This is a genomic window from Dysgonomonas sp. GY75, assembly GCF_015234155.1.
GTDB classification, from domain to species: Bacteria; Bacteroidota; Bacteroidia; order Bacteroidales; family Dysgonomonadaceae; genus Dysgonomonas; species Dysgonomonas gadei.
The window spans coordinates 14,503-33,011 of the sequence record NZ_JADCLQ010000061.1; the positions used below are offsets into that span (position 1 = coordinate 14,503).

Annotated in this window: 18 protein-coding genes; 14 read left to right on the forward strand and 4 right to left on the reverse strand. The window is 40.7% G+C overall.

Annotated elements, in window-relative coordinates; translation table 11 throughout:
• Window positions 1–9 precede the first annotated feature (9 nt).
• The 3 genes from IR083_RS22385 to tsaB all read right to left on the reverse strand — a co-directional run bounded on the left by IR083_RS22385 (window position 10) and on the right by tsaB (window position 2,053).
• Window positions 10–372 (reverse strand): BlaI/MecI/CopY family transcriptional regulator, encoded by a 363-nt coding sequence (locus tag IR083_RS22385; RefSeq protein WP_006800088.1) that lies wholly within the window; start codon window positions 370–372, stop codon window positions 10–12.
• A gap of 135 nt (window positions 373–507) precedes the next feature.
• Window positions 508–1,269 carry a TSUP family transporter gene (locus IR083_RS22390; RefSeq protein WP_006800089.1) on the reverse strand — a complete coding sequence of 254 codons (762 nt, stop codon included), beginning with the start codon at window positions 1,267–1,269 and terminating at the stop codon, window positions 508–510.
• A gap of 79 nt (window positions 1,270–1,348) precedes the next feature.
• Window positions 1,349–2,053, reverse strand: coding sequence for a tRNA (adenosine(37)-N6)-threonylcarbamoyltransferase complex dimerization subunit type 1 TsaB (gene tsaB / locus IR083_RS22395; RefSeq protein WP_194226008.1), 705 nt, complete (start codon window positions 2,051–2,053; stop codon window positions 1,349–1,351).
• 189 nt (window positions 2,054–2,242) lie between these two features.
• Here tsaB and rnr point away from each other — a divergent pair, with 189 nt between their 5' ends.
• From rnr to obgE, 6 genes are all read left to right on the forward strand, one after another.
• Window positions 2,243–4,393 carry a ribonuclease R gene (gene rnr, locus IR083_RS22400; protein WP_006800091.1) on the forward strand — a complete coding sequence of 717 codons (2,151 nt, stop codon included), beginning with the start codon at window positions 2,243–2,245 and terminating at the stop codon, window positions 4,391–4,393.
• A gap of 122 nt (window positions 4,394–4,515) precedes the next feature.
• Window positions 4,516–5,685: an acyltransferase family protein gene (locus IR083_RS22405; protein ID WP_006800092.1), complete on the forward strand. Its 1,170-nt coding sequence runs from the start codon at window positions 4,516–4,518 to the stop codon at window positions 5,683–5,685.
• 701 nt (window positions 5,686–6,386) lie between these two features.
• A complete protein-coding gene (locus IR083_RS22410) occupies window positions 6,387–7,079 on the forward strand; it encodes an AIM24 family protein (RefSeq protein WP_006800093.1) in 693 nt (230 codons plus the stop codon).
• Window positions 7,080–7,229: 150 nt separating this feature from the next.
• Window positions 7,230–7,769 carry a hypoxanthine phosphoribosyltransferase gene (gene hpt, locus IR083_RS22415; protein ID WP_006800094.1) on the forward strand — a complete coding sequence of 180 codons (540 nt, stop codon included), beginning with the start codon at window positions 7,230–7,232 and terminating at the stop codon, window positions 7,767–7,769.
• A gap of 67 nt (window positions 7,770–7,836) precedes the next feature.
• Window positions 7,837–8,409, forward strand: a complete 573-nt coding sequence (locus tag IR083_RS22420; protein WP_006800095.1) for an adenylate kinase — start codon at window positions 7,837–7,839, stop codon at window positions 8,407–8,409.
• Between the two features lie 111 nt (window positions 8,410–8,520).
• Window positions 8,521–9,678, forward strand: a complete 1,158-nt coding sequence (gene obgE / locus IR083_RS22425; protein ID WP_194226009.1) for a GTPase ObgE — start codon at window positions 8,521–8,523, stop codon at window positions 9,676–9,678.
• Window positions 9,679–9,762: 84 nt separating this feature from the next.
• Here the strand turns inward: obgE and IR083_RS22430 are convergent, their stop codons facing one another.
• The gene (locus tag IR083_RS22430) at window positions 9,763–10,302 is read right to left on the reverse strand and encodes a hypothetical protein (RefSeq protein WP_194226010.1); all 540 of its coding nucleotides are present in this window, start codon (window positions 10,300–10,302) and stop codon (window positions 9,763–9,765) included.
• 46 nt (window positions 10,303–10,348) lie between these two features.
• On the opposite strand from IR083_RS22430, the gene pgeF reads away from it, so the two are divergent.
• From pgeF to IR083_RS22470, 8 genes are all read left to right on the forward strand, one after another.
• Window positions 10,349–11,158: a peptidoglycan editing factor PgeF gene (pgeF, locus tag IR083_RS22435; protein WP_194226011.1), complete on the forward strand. Its 810-nt coding sequence runs from the start codon at window positions 10,349–10,351 to the stop codon at window positions 11,156–11,158.
• A 47-nt stretch (window positions 11,159–11,205) separates the two neighbouring features.
• A complete protein-coding gene (locus IR083_RS22440; RefSeq protein ID WP_194226012.1) occupies window positions 11,206–12,243 on the forward strand; it encodes an agmatine deiminase family protein in 1,038 nt (345 codons plus the stop codon).
• An 11-nt stretch (window positions 12,244–12,254) separates the two neighbouring features.
• Entirely contained in the window at window positions 12,255–12,479 is a 225-nt protein-coding gene (locus tag IR083_RS22445) for a hypothetical protein (RefSeq protein ID WP_194226013.1), read from the forward strand.
• 76 nt (window positions 12,480–12,555) lie between these two features.
• Complete coding sequence (locus tag IR083_RS22450; RefSeq protein WP_194226014.1) at window positions 12,556–13,431, forward strand: carbon-nitrogen hydrolase; 876 nt, start codon at window positions 12,556–12,558, stop codon at window positions 13,429–13,431.
• Window positions 13,432–13,434: 3 nt separating this feature from the next.
• The gene (locus tag IR083_RS22455) at window positions 13,435–14,166 is read left to right on the forward strand and encodes a hypothetical protein (RefSeq protein ID WP_006800102.1); all 732 of its coding nucleotides are present in this window, start codon (window positions 13,435–13,437) and stop codon (window positions 14,164–14,166) included.
• Window positions 14,167–14,538: 372 nt separating this feature from the next.
• Window positions 14,539–15,549, forward strand: a complete 1,011-nt coding sequence (gene pta, locus IR083_RS22460) for a phosphate acetyltransferase (RefSeq protein ID WP_194226015.1) — start codon at window positions 14,539–14,541, stop codon at window positions 15,547–15,549.
• A gap of 17 nt (window positions 15,550–15,566) precedes the next feature.
• Entirely contained in the window at window positions 15,567–16,532 is a 966-nt protein-coding gene (locus IR083_RS22465; RefSeq protein ID WP_006800104.1) for a 3-hydroxyacyl-CoA dehydrogenase family protein, read from the forward strand.
• A gap of 4 nt (window positions 16,533–16,536) precedes the next feature.
• A complete protein-coding gene (locus IR083_RS22470; RefSeq protein WP_194226016.1) occupies window positions 16,537–17,736 on the forward strand; it encodes an acetate kinase in 1,200 nt (399 codons plus the stop codon).
• Window positions 17,737–18,509 lie beyond the last annotated feature (773 nt).

Sequence of the window (18,509 nt, forward strand, 5' to 3'; positions counted from 1 at the left end):
TATTGATTATTAACCTTTGCCCTTTTCTATCATCTTCATTATTTCCTGTAATTCCTCCGGAGATATTTTTTCCTCCTTCACAAAGAAAGAGACGAGCTCTTTGTATGAATTCTCAAAATAACTTTTTACGACATTCGACATAAACGCCTTCTTATACTCGTCTTCTTTGATTTTCGGAGTATACACCCATACATTGCCATATTTCTTGGAATTCAGGTAACCTTTCTGCTCCAGGTTGCGGACAACGGAGGCCACCGTCGTATAGGGAGGCTTAGGATCATCCATCTCATTTATAATATCTTTTACTACACACTCCTTTAGCTGCCAGATGTGCAGCATAATCGATTCTTCCTGATGAGTAAGCTTTTCCATATTTTACAAATTCAACGTAATTCTACTATTTTTTCGTAAATATACGGATATTTTTTTATTTGCAAAATATATAAGACTTTTTTAAAGGTCGAAAATGTTAAAAATCAACAGTAAAGATTCTCAAAAAAGGATTATTCAAAAGGACAAATCACATACCAGCTTTGTCAAAAGTAGCAAAAGCACTACTAACAGCATCGGCCTGACAATCTTTTGCCCGTTCCTGATAGCCAATCCGCTACCAATATAGTGTCCGGCGATGGCGCATAACGCCGCAGGTATTCCTACAACAAAAAGAACCTTTCCCTCTATTAGAAATACAATCAACGATGCTAAATTCGATGTCAGGTTAACCAGTTTCGCATTCCCCATACTTGTCAGCAAATCCAATCCCAGAACCGAAGTATAGGCTAATATAAGAAAAGTACCTGTTCCCGGGCCGAAAAAGCCATCATACCCACCAATAACAAAGCCGATCAGAGATGACAGGGTGATTATTTTGACTTTCGATAACTTTTTCGGAACTATGTTCGAAAAATTCTTTTTCTTAAAAACAACGATGGCAATAACCGGAATACCGGCAATAAGGATATATCGCAGAATTCCAGCGTCGAGACAAACCGCAATTTTAGACCCTATGGCGGAGCCTATAAATGCAAACAAGATGGATGGTATTGCACTCGTCAGGTCATAACTTTTATTCCTGACAAAACGCATTGTACTGAAAAATGTTCCTATACAGCTGCTGAACTTATTCGTTCCCAAAGCAAAGTGAGGAGACAGACCCGCAACATTATAGGCCGGCAGAGAGATCAGGCCTCCCCCACCCGCAATGCTGTCAATAAATCCACTGATAAATATTAAAGGACAGATTATTAGCAATTGCTCCGTATAATCCATTATCCCGGCGTATAGTTTGCAGTCATTCGCATATAAGATGATCAGCTAATAATTAGTAATTATCGGAAATATTACTTTACTACTTCATATCGGTCAACACCTTATTTTTAGGAGTAGTAGCCACGAATTCCTTCAGATAGAAAGGTTCGAAGTAGGCCACATCTTCAAAATCTCCGGCAGCATAAGCTTCCTCTGCCAGACTGATCATATCCAAAGCACGCGGATAGACATTGTCTAAGAACAAAGCCGTTTCACTTTTCAATACAGTCTTACATTTTTCCGCCCCATTACCAAAGAAAAGAATCCTGCCTTTATTCAGATAATCAGCAAAGGAGTCTTCGTCAATAATATCGGCGCTAACAGGACGAACTTCCTGTAATTCTTTATTTAACAATACATCGTACACTTCCATTCTGCGGGCATCTATCATTGGACAAAGTAATGTATAATCCTCTAAATCGGCCATCTTCGATACGCCATTTGCCATTATCTTCAAAGAATTCAGAGCGATTAACGGAATATTCAGCCCAAAGCAAAGCCCCTTCGCCTCCGATACACCAATACGAAGCCCTGTATATGAACCTGGCCCACAACTAACTGCCACGGCATCCGGTTGCAGATTCTGCGCGCGAAGGATTTTCACGGCTTCATCTACAAATGTTCCTAACAAAACGGCATGGGAAGGTCCCTTTGTTTCTTCCTTTTGAAAAATTACTCGTCCATCTCTGGACACCACTACTGAACACACTTCTGTAGCTGTTTCTATATTTAATATGCAAGGCATAATCTTATATTTCAGTTAATTCAAAAACAAAATTACATAAATTCTGACAAAAGTATTTCATTCACAAAGAATCAGATGTACAATTTAATTCTTTTTTGTACATTTGGTATTTAGTATGACAACCGGGGAATAACATTCTCAACCCGTTAATGTTTGCCCGATAATAGAAATTAATGAAATAAATCACATATGAGTAAGAACAAAGCTCCTCACAAAACTGATAAAAGAAAAACAAAAACAGATATCGTAAATAGCGTCGTAAACTTTTTCAATAGAAATTCAACAGAATCATTCAGCCCGAAGCAAATCACAGAAAAGCTGGGATTCAAAAAGCCTGCTGAAAAACAATTAATTAACAATATCCTCTACAACCTGCTCGAAGATGACTTCATCGTAGAACCTGTACGTGGAAAATATAAATCGAATAATCGCGGACTTTTTCTTGAAGGCACATTTGAAAGAAGAAGTAACGGAAAGAACTTTTTCAAACCGGATGACGAAAGCAATAATATCTTTATAGCTGAACGAAACTCGGCGCATGCCATGAACGGCGACCGTGTAAAAATACAAATATTGGCCAAACGCAAAGGACGTGATACGGAAGGCGAAGTACTGGAAATACTCGAACGTAAGCAAACAACCTTTGTAGGCACACTGGATGTTCAGAAACAATTCGCATTTCTGGTGATGGACAGTAAAATACTGGCTAATGACATATTTATACCCAAAGACAAACTGAATGGAGGTAAAGACGGGGATAAGGCACTGGTAGAAATCGTGGAATGGCCTCAGAAAGCAAAGAATCCGATAGGGAAGGTATTGGACATACTGGGCCAGGCCGGAGAGAATAATACGGAAATGAATGCTATCTTAGCCGAATTTGGCCTGCCATACAAATACCCTGAAAAGATAGAGGCTTTTGCCAACAAAATACCGGATGAAATCACTCCGGAAGAAATCGCGAAGCGTGAAGATTTCAGAAATACGCTTACATTCACAATAGACCCGCGCGATGCAAAAGACTTCGATGACGCCCTCTCGATCAAACAGATAAAAAATGGCCGTTGGGAAGTCGGAGTACACATTGCCGATGTGACCCACTATGTTCAGGAAGGCGACATTATAGATAAAGAAGGCGAAAGCCGGGCCACCTCTATTTACCTGGTAGACAGAACCATCCCTATGCTCCCCGAACGGCTCAGCAACGGGCTGTGTTCGCTTCGTCCGCATGAGGATAAGTTATGCTATTCAGCTATATTCGAACTTGATGACGATGCGAATATAAAGAAAAGCAGAATTGCCCGCACAGTCATACATTCCGACAGACGCTTCACATATGAAGAAGCACAAGACATTATCGAAACAGGTGAAGGAGACTACAAAGATGAAATACTCAAGTTGAATGACCTTGCAAAAAAATTAAGGGGTAAACGTTTCGATAACGGAGCAATAGCATTTGACCGCCATGAAGTAAGATTTGAAATAGACGAAAAAGGAAAACCAATCAGTGTATACTTCAAGTATGCCAAGGATTCAAATAAACTGATCGAGGAGTTCATGCTTTTGGCCAATCGTACTGTTGCCGAATTTATCGGGAATGTACCGAAAAATAAGAACGCAAAAACATTTGTTTACCGTATCCACGACCTGCCGAATGCGGAGAAGATGGAGAACCTTTCTGAATTTATCCGCCGGTTTGGCTATAAAATAAAGGTGGACGGATCGAAAACAAACGTTTCAAAATCCATCAATCATTTATTGGATGAGGTAAGCGGCAAGCCGGAAGAAAACCTGATTTCTACCATTGCCATACGCGCCATGGCCAAAGCGATATACTCTACGGTAAATATCGGACATTACGGGCTGGCATTTGAGTATTACACTCATTTTACCTCCCCTATCCGCCGTTATCCCGATATGATGGTTCACCGTTTACTTACCCGCTATATGGATGGCGGGCGCAGTGTGAGCAAACAACTTTATGAAAGTAAATGCGAACACAGTTCGGAGATGGAACAACTGGCTGCCAATGCTGAAAGAGCATCTATAAAATACAAACAAGTGGAATACATGTCCGACAAACTGGGACAAGTATTCGATGCGGTTATCTCAGGAATTACAGAATGGGGCTTATATGCCGAAATCAATGAGAATAAATGTGAGGGTATGATTCCTATCCGTGACCTGGATGATGATTTCTACGAATTCGACGAAAAGAATTATTGTTTGCGCGGACGCCGCAACAAACGCACTTACAGTCTGGGCGATCCTCTGAAAATAAAAGTAGCCCGGGCAAATCTTGAACGTAAACAACTGGATTTTGCCTTAGTGGAAGAGTAAACATATAAAACAGCACGCCGGTTTGATGTTAAAACCGGCGTGCTGTTTTGCAGAAATACTTAAAACGACTACTTTCGTATTCTGCATACCGTTAACATTATTTCTAACAGATACATAAGAAAATGACACAAAAACCTTCAGGAAGACTATTGTCTCTCGATGTACTCCGTGGCATCACAATTGCCGGAATGATAATGGTGAATAATTCCGGATCAGGAGAATATACCTATGCTCCGCTAAAACACGTTGCCTGGGATGGACTGACACCTACCGACCTCGTATTTCCGTTTTTCATGTTCATCATGGGAATATCCACTTATATTTCCTTGCGGAAATTTAATTTCGAGTTTAACACGCCAACTCTTTTAAAGATTCTTAAACGAACGATTGTCATATTCTTAATCGGACTCGGTCTTTCATGGCTCGGATTATCATTCCGTACGTACCACATGCTGGAGCCTGACAATCTGGGATTCTGGGAACGCTTTTTCAGGGCTATAACGGACTTCGGGCATCTCCGCACGTTAGGTGTTATGCAGCGACTGGCATTGACTTACGGTGCAGCATCCATCATTGCCATTACCGTAAAGCACAAATACATCCCATATATAATAGGTACGACATTACTGGCTTACTTTCTGCTGCTTGCCTTCGGAAACGGGTTCGAGAAAAGCGAAGACAGCATTGTATCCATAGTAGACCAGGCTATATTGGGCATAAATCACATGTACAAAGATTCGGGACTGGCTATAGATCCTGAAGGATTATTAAGCACCATTCCTGCCATAGCCCACGTTCTCATCGGATTCTGTTGCGGTGCACTTATTATGAATACAAAAGACAATGACAAACGGATATCCCAGCTATTCATTGTCGGCACGATACTCACTTTTGCGGGATTTCTGCTCAGTTACGGATGTCCTATCAACAAGAAGATATGGACACCTACATTTGTCTTGGCTACATGTGGTCTGGCCTCTCTGCTTCTTGCTTTATTGATATGGATAATCGACATAAAAGGACATCGAAAATGGAGTGTATTCTTTGAATCGTTCGGGGTTAATCCTCTCTTTATATATGTTATGGCCGGAGTGCTTGGCACCTTAGCCTATCAGGCAGTATTCCCTTACAATGGGGAATATATCTCGGCCAAAGGGTATATATATTCCGTTCTGTTACAGCCATATCTGGGCGATTATTTCGGCGCCTTGATATATGCTCTTATTTTTGTAGGTATCTGCTGGGTGGTAGGAAATATTCTTTATAAGAAAAATATCTATATAAAGATATAATTAATTCCAATTAGTAGTTAAAGTAATTATTGTAGTATAAAATTGTTGGATTTTTTTCTGCTGCACTTCGTTCCGCTTAAACGTTCATTTTGGCATTGCCCAAAACGAACCAAAAGGCTAGCGCTCCGCTCCTCGGCGACCCAAAACCGTTTTGACGGCTGAATCAAACAAACGGGCTATCGCCCCGTTTGATTCTACGCCGCCTGCAACGGATTGGGTGCCCCGCCTGCGTCACTAATGCGCAAGGGCTGACGCACGTGAGGCTAAAGCATGAAGAGACCCTGTCCTGTCGTCGCATCGCGGTCACGGCCTCGTCCCGCAGGCGGGGCACCCAATCCGTAAAGCGGAGGTGTAGGGCAAAATAGGGTAGCTACTATACACGGTTGATAATCCGGTTAAAGATAACTCGGTATTATTTTGCCCCACCAGAGCTGCGGTTTTGGGTCGCCGGAGGGATGCAGCCTTGATTTTTGTAACTTTTTATCAAGAAAAAGTTAAGAAAAACAAGCCGGATGGCGCGTTAGAAAAAATAGAACATTAAATCTCAACTACTGATTCGCATAATTAAGTTATTGCAAAAAACTACCCTGACAGGATAATATTATTTTCATGTTCAGGATAATTTCTCTACTTTTAGAACTTTAAAAAGTAACAAATACAAACAAATCAGTTTAATCTATTAATTTTTAAAACCTTACACTATGAACAAGTATTCCATTAAGGCTTTCATTGAAGAAACAGCACAAGACGAGTCGAAAAACGACTTTTTCCAATTAGAAAGTCCCCATATGCTCGAGCTTAACATCAACAACCAGACTGTAATGTTGAAAAAAGGAGCAATGGTAGCTTATACCGGAAATGTGAAATTTGAAAGAGAAGGCATGCTGAGCAAAGGTATCGGCAATCTGCTTAAAAAAACCATGTCGGGAGAAGGTACTACAATGATGAAAACAACAGGTACAGGACGCGTTTATGCAGCCGATGTAGAGAAAAGAGTGCGTATCTTGTATCTGGAAAATGAATCGATCAATGTGAACGGCAACGATATCCTTGCACACGAAGAAGGAGTTAAATCGGAAGTGAAAATGATGAAAAGTGTTGCCGGTATCATGGGTGGAGGATTATTCCAGGCACGTCTGAGCGGAACCGGACATATTGCCATCACAACTCACGGCAACCCGATGACATTGATCGTGAAACCGGGACAACCGGTCTTTACAGACCCTAATGCAACAGTTGCATGGTCGGGCAATCTTGCCCCTCAGATGAAAACTGACATTTCTCTTAAAACATTTATAGGAAGAGGTAGCGGCGAAAGTTTCCAGATGATGTTCGAAGGTGATGGTTGGGTTATTATCCAACCATGCGAAGAAGTATATGGAGCTCCTCAGTAAACATTTATTTCAGATACTTATAGAAACGGGACAACGGAAGTTTTCCCGTTTTTTCTTTTTTTAGACATTTAAAATACCATCATTATGATAGACAATTAACTGATTTATGCTACTTTTGCAGTTTAATAACAATTTAGAGTAAAATCATCTATGAAAACGGTGACTATTAAGGATAAAGAATTTGATCTTTTTCTCACAGAAGAAGTTATAGAAAAAGCGATTGACAATGTAGCTGCCAGATTAAATAAAGATTTGGCCGGCAAAGACCCTTTATTCATTTGCGTGTTAAACGGTTCGTTTATGTACGCCTCTGAATTGATGAAGCGTGTATCTATCCCTTGTGAAGTATCTTTTGTAAAGATGTCGTCTTATAAAGGGACTTCTTCAACCGGAAAAATAAAAGAAATATACGGACTGGAAGAAGATATTAAAGGACGGACAGTTGTCATTGTGGAAGACATAGTAGATACAGGCTATACAATGTCATTGATGCTGGAGCAGTTGGTTTGTGACGAACCCGAAAGCATACTGGTAACCACACTTTTACTTAAGCCTGACGCATTAAAACATGATATAAAACTGGATTATGTGGCCTTGGAGATACCCAGCGATTTTATCGTTGGCTTTGGCCTGGATTACGACGGATACGGACGTAATCTTCCGGATATATATAAAATAAAAAACTCTTAAATATAAATCTTACAGGCCTGCTCTTACAATTGTGTAACCCGAGCCTGTAACATGTAACTTAATTAATATGTTGAATATTATAATTTTTGGAGCCCCAGGCTCAGGAAAAGGCACTCAAAGCGAGAACCTCATCAAGAAATATAATCTGGCACACATCTCTACAGGCGATGTTTTACGCGCTGAAATGAAGAACGGAACAGAACTGGGTAAGCTGGCTGAAGGATACATCTCGAAGGGGCAACTTGTACCCGACGATGTAGTTATCGGTATGCTGGCAAATGTGCTGGACAGCAAGAAAGATGCTTCCGGAGTTATCTTCGATGGGTTCCCACGCACTATTGCCCAAGGCGAAGCATTGGAAAAGATGCTCAAAGAAAGAGGACAGGATGTATCTGTTGTTGTCAGCCTCGAAGTGGACGAACCGGAACTGATAGACCGCCTTATCAAACGCGGACAACAATCGGGACGGTCAGATGACAATCTGGAAACAATCAAATCCCGTCTCGATGTTTACAAAAATCAAACATCTCCGCTAAAAGAACATTATAAAAACACAGGCAAACTTGCGTCTATAAAGGGAGTAGGTACTGTGGAAGAAATCTTCGGTCTTATAGCTGAGGCTGTAGACAAAGTGAAATAATATTCCCCAATATAAAAGGAAGTTATAGGAACTATCTTATAACTTCCTTTGTTATCTAAATACAAATCAAAAGTTTCCCTTACAATACAAGCAGGAGACAACCAAAACAGTATGGCAGATTCAAATTTTATAGATTACGTCAAAATTTATTGCCGTTCGGGCAAGGGTGGTAGAGGATCGACTCACTTCCGTCGTGAAAAGTACATACCTAAAGGAGGCCCTGATGGTGGAGATGGCGGCGATGGTGGTCATGTGATATTACGGGGCAACCGGAACTTATGGACATTACTCCACCTGAAGTTTCAACGCCATATTCTTGCAGGACACGGTGAAAGTGGTTCCGGCAGGTTAAGTTCCGGCAAAAAAGGTGAAACCAAGATAATCGATGTCCCTTGCGGAACAGTGGCTTATGATGCCGAAACGGGAGAATATCTATGTGATGTAACCGAAGACGGCCAGGAGGTTATCATGCTGAGAGGTGGTAAGGGCGGCCGTGGAAACAACCACTTCAAAACGCCTACCAATCAGGCACCACGATATGCTCAACCGGGAGAACCATATCAGGAACGCAGAGTGATATTAGAGCTTAAAGTATTGGCCGATGTGGGGCTGGTCGGATTCCCGAATGCAGGCAAGTCTACCTTACTATCGGTAATGACTGCTGCGAAACCCAAAATAGCTAATTATCCGTTTACTACGCTCGAACCGAAGATAGGAATTGTCAGCTACCGTGACTACAAATCGTTCGTCATGGCCGACATTCCGGGTATTATAGAGGGAGCAAGTGAGGGTAAAGGCCTGGGATTACGCTTCCTGCGTCATATCGAGCGGAATTCATTATTATTGTTCATTATAGCTGCCGATGCGGACGACATTCATCAGGAATATAGGGTTCTCCTCAACGAACTGGCTCAGTTCAATCCCGAATTACTGGATAAACGGCGGGTACTGGCCATATCTAAATCCGACATGCTGGACGAAGAACTGATGGAAGCACTGGAAGCCGATCTGCCGGAGATACCTCATATCTTTATTTCATCCATAACAGGCTATAACCTGGTAGCACTGAAAGATTTATTGTGGCATGAATTGAATGCAGACGGAGAATATCAGAAATCATTCAATATAACACATCGCAATCTGGATATAAAGACCGTAGAGTTTGATGAAGAAGATGACTCTATACCGGAAGATGACTACGAGGAAGAAGACTGGGACGATGAAGAGGAAGTGGACGGATTCTTCTACGAAGAGGATGAAACAGAATAAGGGTACGGACTTTTGATCCGTCTGCCTCATAATAAAATAAGGCCTGCCGAAAACATCCGGCAGGCCTTAACTTTTAATTCATCTTCAGGAAAAAGCGTTTTTCGCAGACTTTCTTTCTCTTTTCAATGATTCTTTCTGCGATTTATAAATGTCTTTCAAAGACTCCAATCTTGCTTTTTTCTCTGACTTACTCAAATTATCATTATCTTCTATGGCATCCTTTTCTGCTTCATAGCGTTTTTCAATAGCTTCCAGTTTATGCTCATAAGTATCTCCGATGATATCTTTCAGTCCATCATTTTTTGACATTTTCCCGTATTTATTCTCAAATACGTTAACCTGGTTTTTAGTTAGGATTTTCTCTATATCAGATTTATGCTTTAGGGCCAAAGCACGTTTACGTTGCCCTTTTTCATAACCCGAAATGGTTCTGTCGCGGCCAATTGCCTGAAACTGTTTCTTTACCTCTCTTTTCAATTCCTTGATTTGTGCTGCTTGCGCAGATGAAAGCTGCAAATCTTTATAGACCTCTATATTGTTATAATACAAAGATTCATCTCCTGTTTGCGCATATGTCGCAGACGAAGAGGCAAGAATAAATAATAATAACAAAATCTTTTTCATAACTTTATGTAGTTTAATAAATTCATTATAAGTAAAAAAGCTAATTATGGAATATTTCTCTCTAAATAATATCGGACTCTTCCGCTTCTCCATATTTCCCAACTCTAATCTGTTTCATTTTTCGTCCAGCATAAAAGGAGGGGTTAGCACAGGCGAATATAGTTCTCTCAATCTTAGTTTGTATTCTGGAGATAATCCTGATCATGTGAAAGAAAACAGAGAACGTATTGCAAATGTAGCAGGCATTTCTGTAGAAAATCTGTACATTCCCTACCAAACCCATGATGACAGGATATTCATTATAGACGAACAGTTTTTAAACCTTAATGATGAGGAAAAAGAAAAAAAGTTACACGGTATAGATGCCCTTATCACTAACCGGAAAAATATATGCATAGGAGTTACTACTGCCGACTGTGTGCCGGTATTGATATACGACCCGCACAAAGAAGTATTGGCTGCCATCCATGCCGGATGGAAAGGTACTGTTGCGCGGATTGCAGAAAAGACCGTGATAAAAATGACTGAACATTTTGGCTGTAATCCCAAAGACCTACTTGCAGGCATAGCGCCATGCATATCTCAGGAACGCTTCGAAGTGGGTGAAGAAGTAGTAGAAATCTTTCAGGAAGCAGGTTTTCAAATGGAGGATATTGGTTACCGGAACACCGCGACCGGAAAAATGCATCTGAATCTGCAGCAGGCAAATAAACTTATTTTGAATGATGCAGACATACCTGTTCAGAATATTGAAATTGCAAATCTCTGTACCTATTCGAATCCTCAGCTATTTTTCTCTGCCCGACGTCAGACTATTCACTCAGGACGAATGGTTACAGGTGGTATATTAAGATAATTATTTTGTATTTTTGCTATCTGATAAACATTTTAGAATAAAAACGAATGGCTCACCCTATACTTTTACCACCCGAATGGTATCCCCAAAGCGCAATACAACTCACATGGCCTCACATTGGTACCGATTGGGAATATATGATCGAAGAAGTAACCGCCTGTTATGTAAACATAGCGACAGAAATACTAAAAAGGCAAAAGCTTATCATAGTATGCTATAATGCCGAAAGCGTAAAGTTTGAATTGAGAGGGCACAAAGAATTATTTAGCAATCTCACGCTGGTTGAATTACCTACAAACGACACCTGGGCACGTGACCATAGTGGCATATCGGTTATTAAGGATGGTAAAAAACACGTATGTGATTTTACGTTCAATGGATGGGGATTGAAATTTGCATCTAATTTCGACAATCAGATAACCAGAGGATTATTTTCAAAAAGGATATTCGCCTCCGATGTAGAACTGATAAACAAAAAAGATTTTGTACTCGAAGGCGGAGCAATCGAATCGGACGGAAAAGGGACTCTGCTCACCACATCAGAATGTTTGTTATCTCCAAACCGAAATTCATACCTTTCCAGAGAAAGCATAGAAGAATATCTGAAAGAAGCCTTTGGACTCGACAGAGTATTATGGCTCGACCATGGCTACTTTGCGGGGGATGATACCGATAGCCACATCGATACACTCGCCCGTTTTTGTGACGAACACACGATAGCTTATGTAAAATGTGAAGATAAATCGGATGAACATTACGACGCTCTTTCTAAAATGGAAGAACAACTCAAAACATTTACCGATTATATGGGAAACCCATACAAACTGGTAACTTTACCTATGGCAAAACCTGTGTATGACGAGGATAATCAAAGATTACCTGCGACATATGCCAATTTCCTTATTATGAATAATGCGGTATTGCTACCGTTCTATAACGACAAGGAAAGGGACGAAGAAGCCCGGAAGCAACTGCAAAAGGCTTTTCCGGCAAGAGAGATTATTGGGGTGGATTGCTCGCCGCTGATAAGGCAGCATGGCTCCTTACATTGTATTACAATGCAGTACCCCGAGAGTTTTATCTAAATACTATTCAGATGAAAGATCAGAAAGCATTATTGTTCAGATGCATAAAGAATGACGTTCCTGCAATGGTTTTTTCAGGGAATGATATACTGTTCCTGCCTCTACTGAAAAGATATTATGAAGATGCTAAGAAAGGTGGCTGTACACAGGAATTTCTGGATGATATACAACTGCGAATAGAAGAATTCGAAAAACATATAGAAATGTCGCCCGATACAATTAAGTTGCCGGATTAAGTAATTAATTTGCCAATATGTAAATAAGCCAATGTGCCAATGGGGCGAAGCGCTAAAAACTTGTAACTAAAATAATATGAAAATAGGAATTATACAGCAGGCCAATACGCCGGATATAAAACAAAATATAAATAACCTGAAAGATAAAGTCAGGGAAGCTGCAAAACAAGGCGCACAACTTATCGTTTTGCAAGAGTTACATAATTCTCTGTATTTCTGTCAGGTAGAAGATACTAATATTTTCGACCTTGCCGAAACAATTCCCGGCCCGTCGACTGACGAGTTTGGAGCACTGGCAAAAGAACTCGGAGTCGTTATTGTCCTCTCCCTCTTTGAGCGCCGTGCACCGGGCTTGTATCACAATACGGCTGTGGTAATGGAAAAGGACGGGACCATTGCCGGAAAATACCGCAAGATGCACATTCCCGATGATCCTGCCTATTATGAAAAATTCTATTTCACTCCGGGAGACCTGGGATTCAAACCCATTGAAACATCTCTGGGGAAACTAGGTGTACTGGTTTGCTGGGATCAGTGGTACCCTGAGGCTGCCCGCCTGATGGCAATGGCAGGAGCCGATTTACTCATCTATCCTACAGCCATAGGTTGGGAATCGACCGACTCGCAGGAAGAAAAAGACCGCCAGCTAGGGGCATGGGTAATCTCCCAACGGGGACATGCCGTAGCAAATGGACTGCATGTGGTATCTGTCAACCGTACAGGTTATGAACCAGACCCGTCGGGACAAACAAATGGTATAACATTCTGGGGAAACAGCTTTGTGGCTGGCCCTCAGGGAGAAATACTATGGCAGGCTACGAACGACAAAGAAGAAGTCCGGATGGTGGAAATAGATATGAAACGCTCCGAACAGGTAAGACGCTGGTGGCCATTCTTTCGGGACAGACGTATCGATTATTTCGGGGATATAACAAAACGGTTTATAGATTAATCAATGTTACGAAACTTCGCAATACTTACACTCTCCCTTTTGTTTTCCTGTTCCTCAAAGGCAAACAAGCAGGAAGATAATGTGGAGATTAAAGAAGTAACAGAAGTTCAACAGCCTTCGAAATCTTATTCCGAACTGAAAAAAGAAATCCTCGAAACAAGGGATCTTTTCAGAAAGGAATACGAAATGAACAAAAGCAATAAAGAAAGCCAGGATAGCATTGTGAGTAAAGCACAAAAATATTTGTTAGCTATCTCTGATGATTTCTTCCTGTCGTGGTACGGTACGCCGTGGACATTTCACGGACATAGCCAGACTCCGAAAGAAGGGAGTATTGCCTGCGGTTATTTTATTACCACTACCCTGCGCGATATGGGTTTTAATATCCCCCGTATAAAGTGGGCGCAACAGGCATCGGAATATTTGATAAAAAAAGTATCAACAGATATCAGGCGTTTTCAACAAAAGCCGATGAAAGATGTTATAGCCTATATGGAATCGAAGGGCGAAGGATTATACATTGTCGGGCTGGATTCTCATGTAGGTTATATTTATTATATAAATGATAAAATGTCTTTTGTACATGCCAACTATTATAAGCCTAAAATCGGGGTAATGTCAGAGCCCCTGATAGGGCGTAATCCTTTAAATGATTCGAAATACAAGGTTATCGGAAAGGTTTTTGACAAGGATATGGTCAGAAACTGGATACTGAATATTCCTTATTCCGATTAAATTAACTGTAGTCAGAGACGGCCCCCTGATTAGCTATTCGGAACAATAATTCTCGGAATGAAAATTTATCAAGGAGGTATAAAGTGACAGATAAGAATATATGCGAAAGATACAAAACCGGCCAGGTTTTAAGATAATAATTGAATAAGTTGTAAATACTAAAATAATGGCTATTATTTACTTCCGGTTACTCATAGTAAAATCTTTTCATGCATTTATTTCTACTCGCTTTTTTAGTATATTTTGCATTTAAAACGATTATTCCCATGCAAAAATGCAATCTCTAGTTTGCATTTTTAGTATATTTGCGCACGCGTAAAAAATCACGTGATATCCCGTTTGCACAAGAACACAAGTAAAAACATCTATTATATGGACTTAATTAAACAAATTGTAGAAAGGGCCAAGGCAAACAAACAACGTATTGTCCTTCCCGAAGGAACAGAGGTAAGAACTATAACAGCTGCCGATCAGTTATTGGCAGACGGAGTTGCTGAAATTATTCTTATAGGGAATACAAAAGAGGTAAAGGAACTGGCAGCAAGTTTGAACCTGAAAAATATAGACAAAGCAACAATTCTTGACCCTCAGAACTATGAAAATAAGGAAACTTATACCAATCTCCTTTTCGAATTGAGAAAAGCCAAGGGCATGACAATTGAGCAAGCCTCTAAACTGGCCGAAGACCCATTGTACATCGGTTGCCTGATGATAAAGAACGGAGACGCCGACGGAGAGATAGCCGGCGCACAAAATACGACAGGCGATGTGCTTCGTCCTGCGCTTCAGATTATAAAAACAGCACCCGGAATCAGTGTGGTCTCAGGTGCTTTTTTAATGTTTACAACTCAGAAACAGTACGGTAAAGACGGGTTGCTTGTTGTAGCCGACTGCGCTGTTACACCTGACCCGACCTCATCTCAATTGGCTGAGATCGCAGTCGCAACAGGCCAGACAGCCCGTGCATTGGTCGGGGAAGAGCCTCAGGTAGCCATATTGAGTTTTTCGACAAAAGGAAGCGCAAAACATCCGATGGTAGACAAAGTAATAGAAGCAACCCAGCTTGCACAGAAAATTGACCCGACAATGAATATCGACGGGGAATTGCAGGCCGATGCAGCTTTAGTGCCGTCTGTAGGTCAGCAAAAAGCACCCGGCAGTAAAGTCGCAGGACATGCCAATGTACTTGTTTTCCCTTCACTCGAAGTGGGAAATATTGCATATAAACTAGTTCAGCGTTTGGGTAATGCAGAGGCCGTTGGCCCTATTCTGCAAGGAATGGCAGCTCCGGTAAACGACCTTTCGCGCGGATGTTCAGTGAGTGATGTTTATAACATGGTGGCTATAGCGGCAAATCAGGCCATAGCGGCAAAGAATAAGTAACAATCAATAAATTATATATGGCAGAAATCATAGAACCTATTGAAGAATACGGGTTAAGCAATAAACATAAGAAAAGGTCTCTTTTCTCCAAAATCGGAGTTGTTGGCTGTGGGCGTGATGGCAGACATATTGTTAGCCTTACGGCTTTATCGGGGATGGAGGTTGTTTTCATAGAAGTTTCGGAAGAAAGAATTCAGGAAGCACTCAAAGATATTGGCCACGGACTGGATACCAAGATTGAAAACTGGGGTTTGACCCAAAGTGAGAAACGAGCCACTATGGGGCGTATAAAAGGCTCTCTCAATTACAGTGACCTCAAAGGATGCGACTTTGTGATAGAATGTATCCGTTACGAAGCGAACGGAGAACGCAGCACCGAACTTCGTAAGGAGGTTTTCAGAAACCTGGAACTGGTACTAGCTCCCGATGCGATTATTGCTACGAACGCCACTACTGTCATTATAAGCGAGCTGGCAGCAGAACTGACGCATAAAGCGCGCTGCATAAGCCTTCATTTCCCGATTACACATACCGATGCCCGTCTACTGGAAGTAGTAAGAGGTACATTTACATCACAAGAGGCAGTAGATAAGATATATCTGTTTGCCAATATGATTAAATATACGCCGATTCCGGTACATGAAAGCAGTGGTCTTGTGAGTTTCCGCCTGATGATAATAATGCTGAACGAGGCATGTAATATCTGGATGGAAAATGTGGCATCGCTTGAAGATATAGACAAAGAATTCACTATTATTTACGGCCAGCGTTATGGTATCTTTCACCTTGCCGATATCGTAGGCATTGAGAAACTGGTTATGCTGATGGAAGACATGTTCCATGAATACGGGGACAAAAAATATAAGGCTGCTCCGATTTTGTGGCGCCTGTACCGTTCTAAGCAGTTAGGCGTATCTTCGGGAAGAGGATTCTATGTCTATGATGAAACAGGAAAACAACTTGGTCCAAACAATTTAATTTAACAGTATGAAGATATTAGTATTGAACTGTGGTAGTTCGTCTATAAAATATAAGCTTTTCGATATGGAAAGCAAGGAAGTTTTGGCTCAGGGAGGTGTAGAGAAGATAGGACTGAAAGGTTCCTTCCTTAAATTTCCTGCTGCTAACGGAGATAAAGTTGTACTTGAAGGAGAAATACTCGAGCATCAGGCCGGTATAGAATATATTCTCGGAGTCCTTCTTAGTGAAAAATATGGCTGTATAAAATCATTAAGTGAAATAGATGCTGTAGGCCACCGCGTAGTACATGGGGGAGAAGAATTCAACAGCAGTGTATTTATCACAGATGAGGTGATTAAAAAGATGGAGGAATGCATAGAGCTTGCCCCATTACACAATCCACCCAATCTGGCAGGTATCTATGCTGTAAAAGAACTGATGGGGGATATTCCTCAGGTGGGTGTATTCGATACAGCTTTTCATCAGACAATGCCGCCAAAGGCATATATGTATGGTCTGCCATATTCACTATATCAGAAATATGCCATCCGTCGTTACGGATTCCATGGTACGAGTCATCGTTATGTTTCGCGTAAGGCTTGTGAATCGCTGGGTATTCCATACGAGGAGCAACGGATTATTTCAGCACATATCGGTAATGGCGGCTCTCTGGCTGCTATTAAAGGAGGTGTTTCTGTAGACACATCGATGGGTATGACCCCCGTCGAAGGCTTGTTGATGGGTACACGCTCGGGAGATGTGGATGCAGGTATAATCTCATTCATAATGGAAAAAGAAAATATTGGCACACAGGCAATTTCTACTCTCGTAAATAAACATAGTGGTTTGCTAGGAGTTTCAGGCGTTTCATCTGATATGCGTGAAATCAGAGCTGCCATTGCTGAAGGAAACGAAAAGGCCAAATTAGCCTATGATATGTTCCTCTACCGTATCAAGAAATATATAGGGGCGTATACGGCAGCTTTGGGAGGTCTTGATATCTTACTTTTCACAGGAGGTATAGGAGAAAATGCCGTTTACCTTAGAGAAGAAATCTGTCTCGACTTAGAATTTCTGGGAATAAAACTCGACACAGAGAAAAATATGAAGATTTATGGGGAAGAGGCGGTAATTACCACACCGGATTCTAAAATAAAAGTGATGGTTGTACCAACTGATGAAGAATTTATGATTGCTTCGGATACTATGGATATCGTAAACAGATAACTATAATACTTAATAATCAATGAAATATATAAAAAGGTCTGGCTTCAGGCCTTTTTTATTTGTTTATAATACGCAAGGATATTTAACATTTGGACAGATATTCCCAAGGTCTCCGTTAAACAAATTTAAACTGTTAAAATAACACTTGTGATTATTTGGAATATTCCCGGACGCCCCTTATCTTTGTAATGTGTTTTTCATAGTATTAGATTTAAGGTTAACAATGAAGATTGGTTGTCGGGATGACAACCTTTTCTTTTTTATAGCAGTTTGATTAAATAAATGCCATTATTCCGAAAACACATAAATCCCATAAATTACGATATAAAAACATTTTCAAGACTTTATAAATAAGGTTTACTCATCGCTATATGACTGGTATGACCATGCGGAAGGACTTGTTTCGGATAATAACCTCTTATAACCATTTAATAACTCCGGATAGCTATATAATAATAACAACATTCCATAATAATATTAAATCATAGATTTGACTTGAGATTTAAGTTATTAATTAAATTTGTTATTATGAAACCCCCATGACGTAAAAAAGACGCCAAAGATAATGTAAAAGTTAGCAAAGGCCCTTAGCTTTGGTTATAACCAACTAAAGATTAAGACTATGGAACAGATTACATTTACCCAGGTCGTATCCAGGGGATGCGGCATAGACGTACACAAGAAAGTAGTAGTAGCCACCGTGGATGGCGAAGGCATAAAGAAAACCACACGAGAGTTCTCTACTTTCACGAGTTCTTTGACAGAATTGAGAG

Coding starts and splice junctions, on each gene's coding strand:
- IR083_RS22465 (WP_006800104.1), top strand. CDS start 15,567: ATGGCAGAAATCATAGAACCTATTGAAGAATACGGGTTAAGCAATAAA.
- pgeF (WP_194226011.1), top strand. CDS start 10,349: ATGGAATATTTCTCTCTAAATAATATCGGACTCTTCCGCTTCTCCATA.
- pta (WP_194226015.1), top strand. CDS start 14,539: ATGGACTTAATTAAACAAATTGTAGAAAGGGCCAAGGCAAACAAACAA.
- IR083_RS22410 (WP_006800093.1), top strand. CDS start 6,387: ATGAACAAGTATTCCATTAAGGCTTTCATTGAAGAAACAGCACAAGAC.
- IR083_RS22420 (WP_006800095.1), top strand. CDS start 7,837: ATGTTGAATATTATAATTTTTGGAGCCCCAGGCTCAGGAAAAGGCACT.
- IR083_RS22430 (WP_194226010.1), bottom strand. CDS start 10,302: ATGAAAAAGATTTTGTTATTATTATTTATTCTTGCCTCTTCGTCTGCG.
- IR083_RS22405 (WP_006800092.1), top strand. CDS start 4,516: ATGACACAAAAACCTTCAGGAAGACTATTGTCTCTCGATGTACTCCGT.
- IR083_RS22390 (WP_006800089.1), bottom strand. CDS start 1,269: ATGGATTATACGGAGCAATTGCTAATAATCTGTCCTTTAATATTTATC.
- IR083_RS22455 (WP_006800102.1), top strand. CDS start 13,435: ATGTTACGAAACTTCGCAATACTTACACTCTCCCTTTTGTTTTCCTGT.
- IR083_RS22440 (WP_194226012.1), top strand. CDS start 11,206: ATGGCTCACCCTATACTTTTACCACCCGAATGGTATCCCCAAAGCGCA.
- tsaB (WP_194226008.1), bottom strand. CDS start 2,053: ATGCCTTGCATATTAAATATAGAAACAGCTACAGAAGTGTGTTCAGTA.
- rnr (WP_006800091.1), top strand. CDS start 2,243: ATGAGTAAGAACAAAGCTCCTCACAAAACTGATAAAAGAAAAACAAAA.
- IR083_RS22450 (WP_194226014.1), top strand. CDS start 12,556: ATGAAAATAGGAATTATACAGCAGGCCAATACGCCGGATATAAAACAA.
- IR083_RS22385 (WP_006800088.1), bottom strand. CDS start 372: ATGGAAAAGCTTACTCATCAGGAAGAATCGATTATGCTGCACATCTGG.
- IR083_RS22470 (WP_194226016.1), top strand. CDS start 16,537: ATGAAGATATTAGTATTGAACTGTGGTAGTTCGTCTATAAAATATAAG.
- hpt (WP_006800094.1), top strand. CDS start 7,230: ATGAAAACGGTGACTATTAAGGATAAAGAATTTGATCTTTTTCTCACA.
- obgE (WP_194226009.1), top strand. CDS start 8,521: ATGGCAGATTCAAATTTTATAGATTACGTCAAAATTTATTGCCGTTCG.
- IR083_RS22445 (WP_194226013.1), top strand. CDS start 12,255: ATGAAAGATCAGAAAGCATTATTGTTCAGATGCATAAAGAATGACGTT.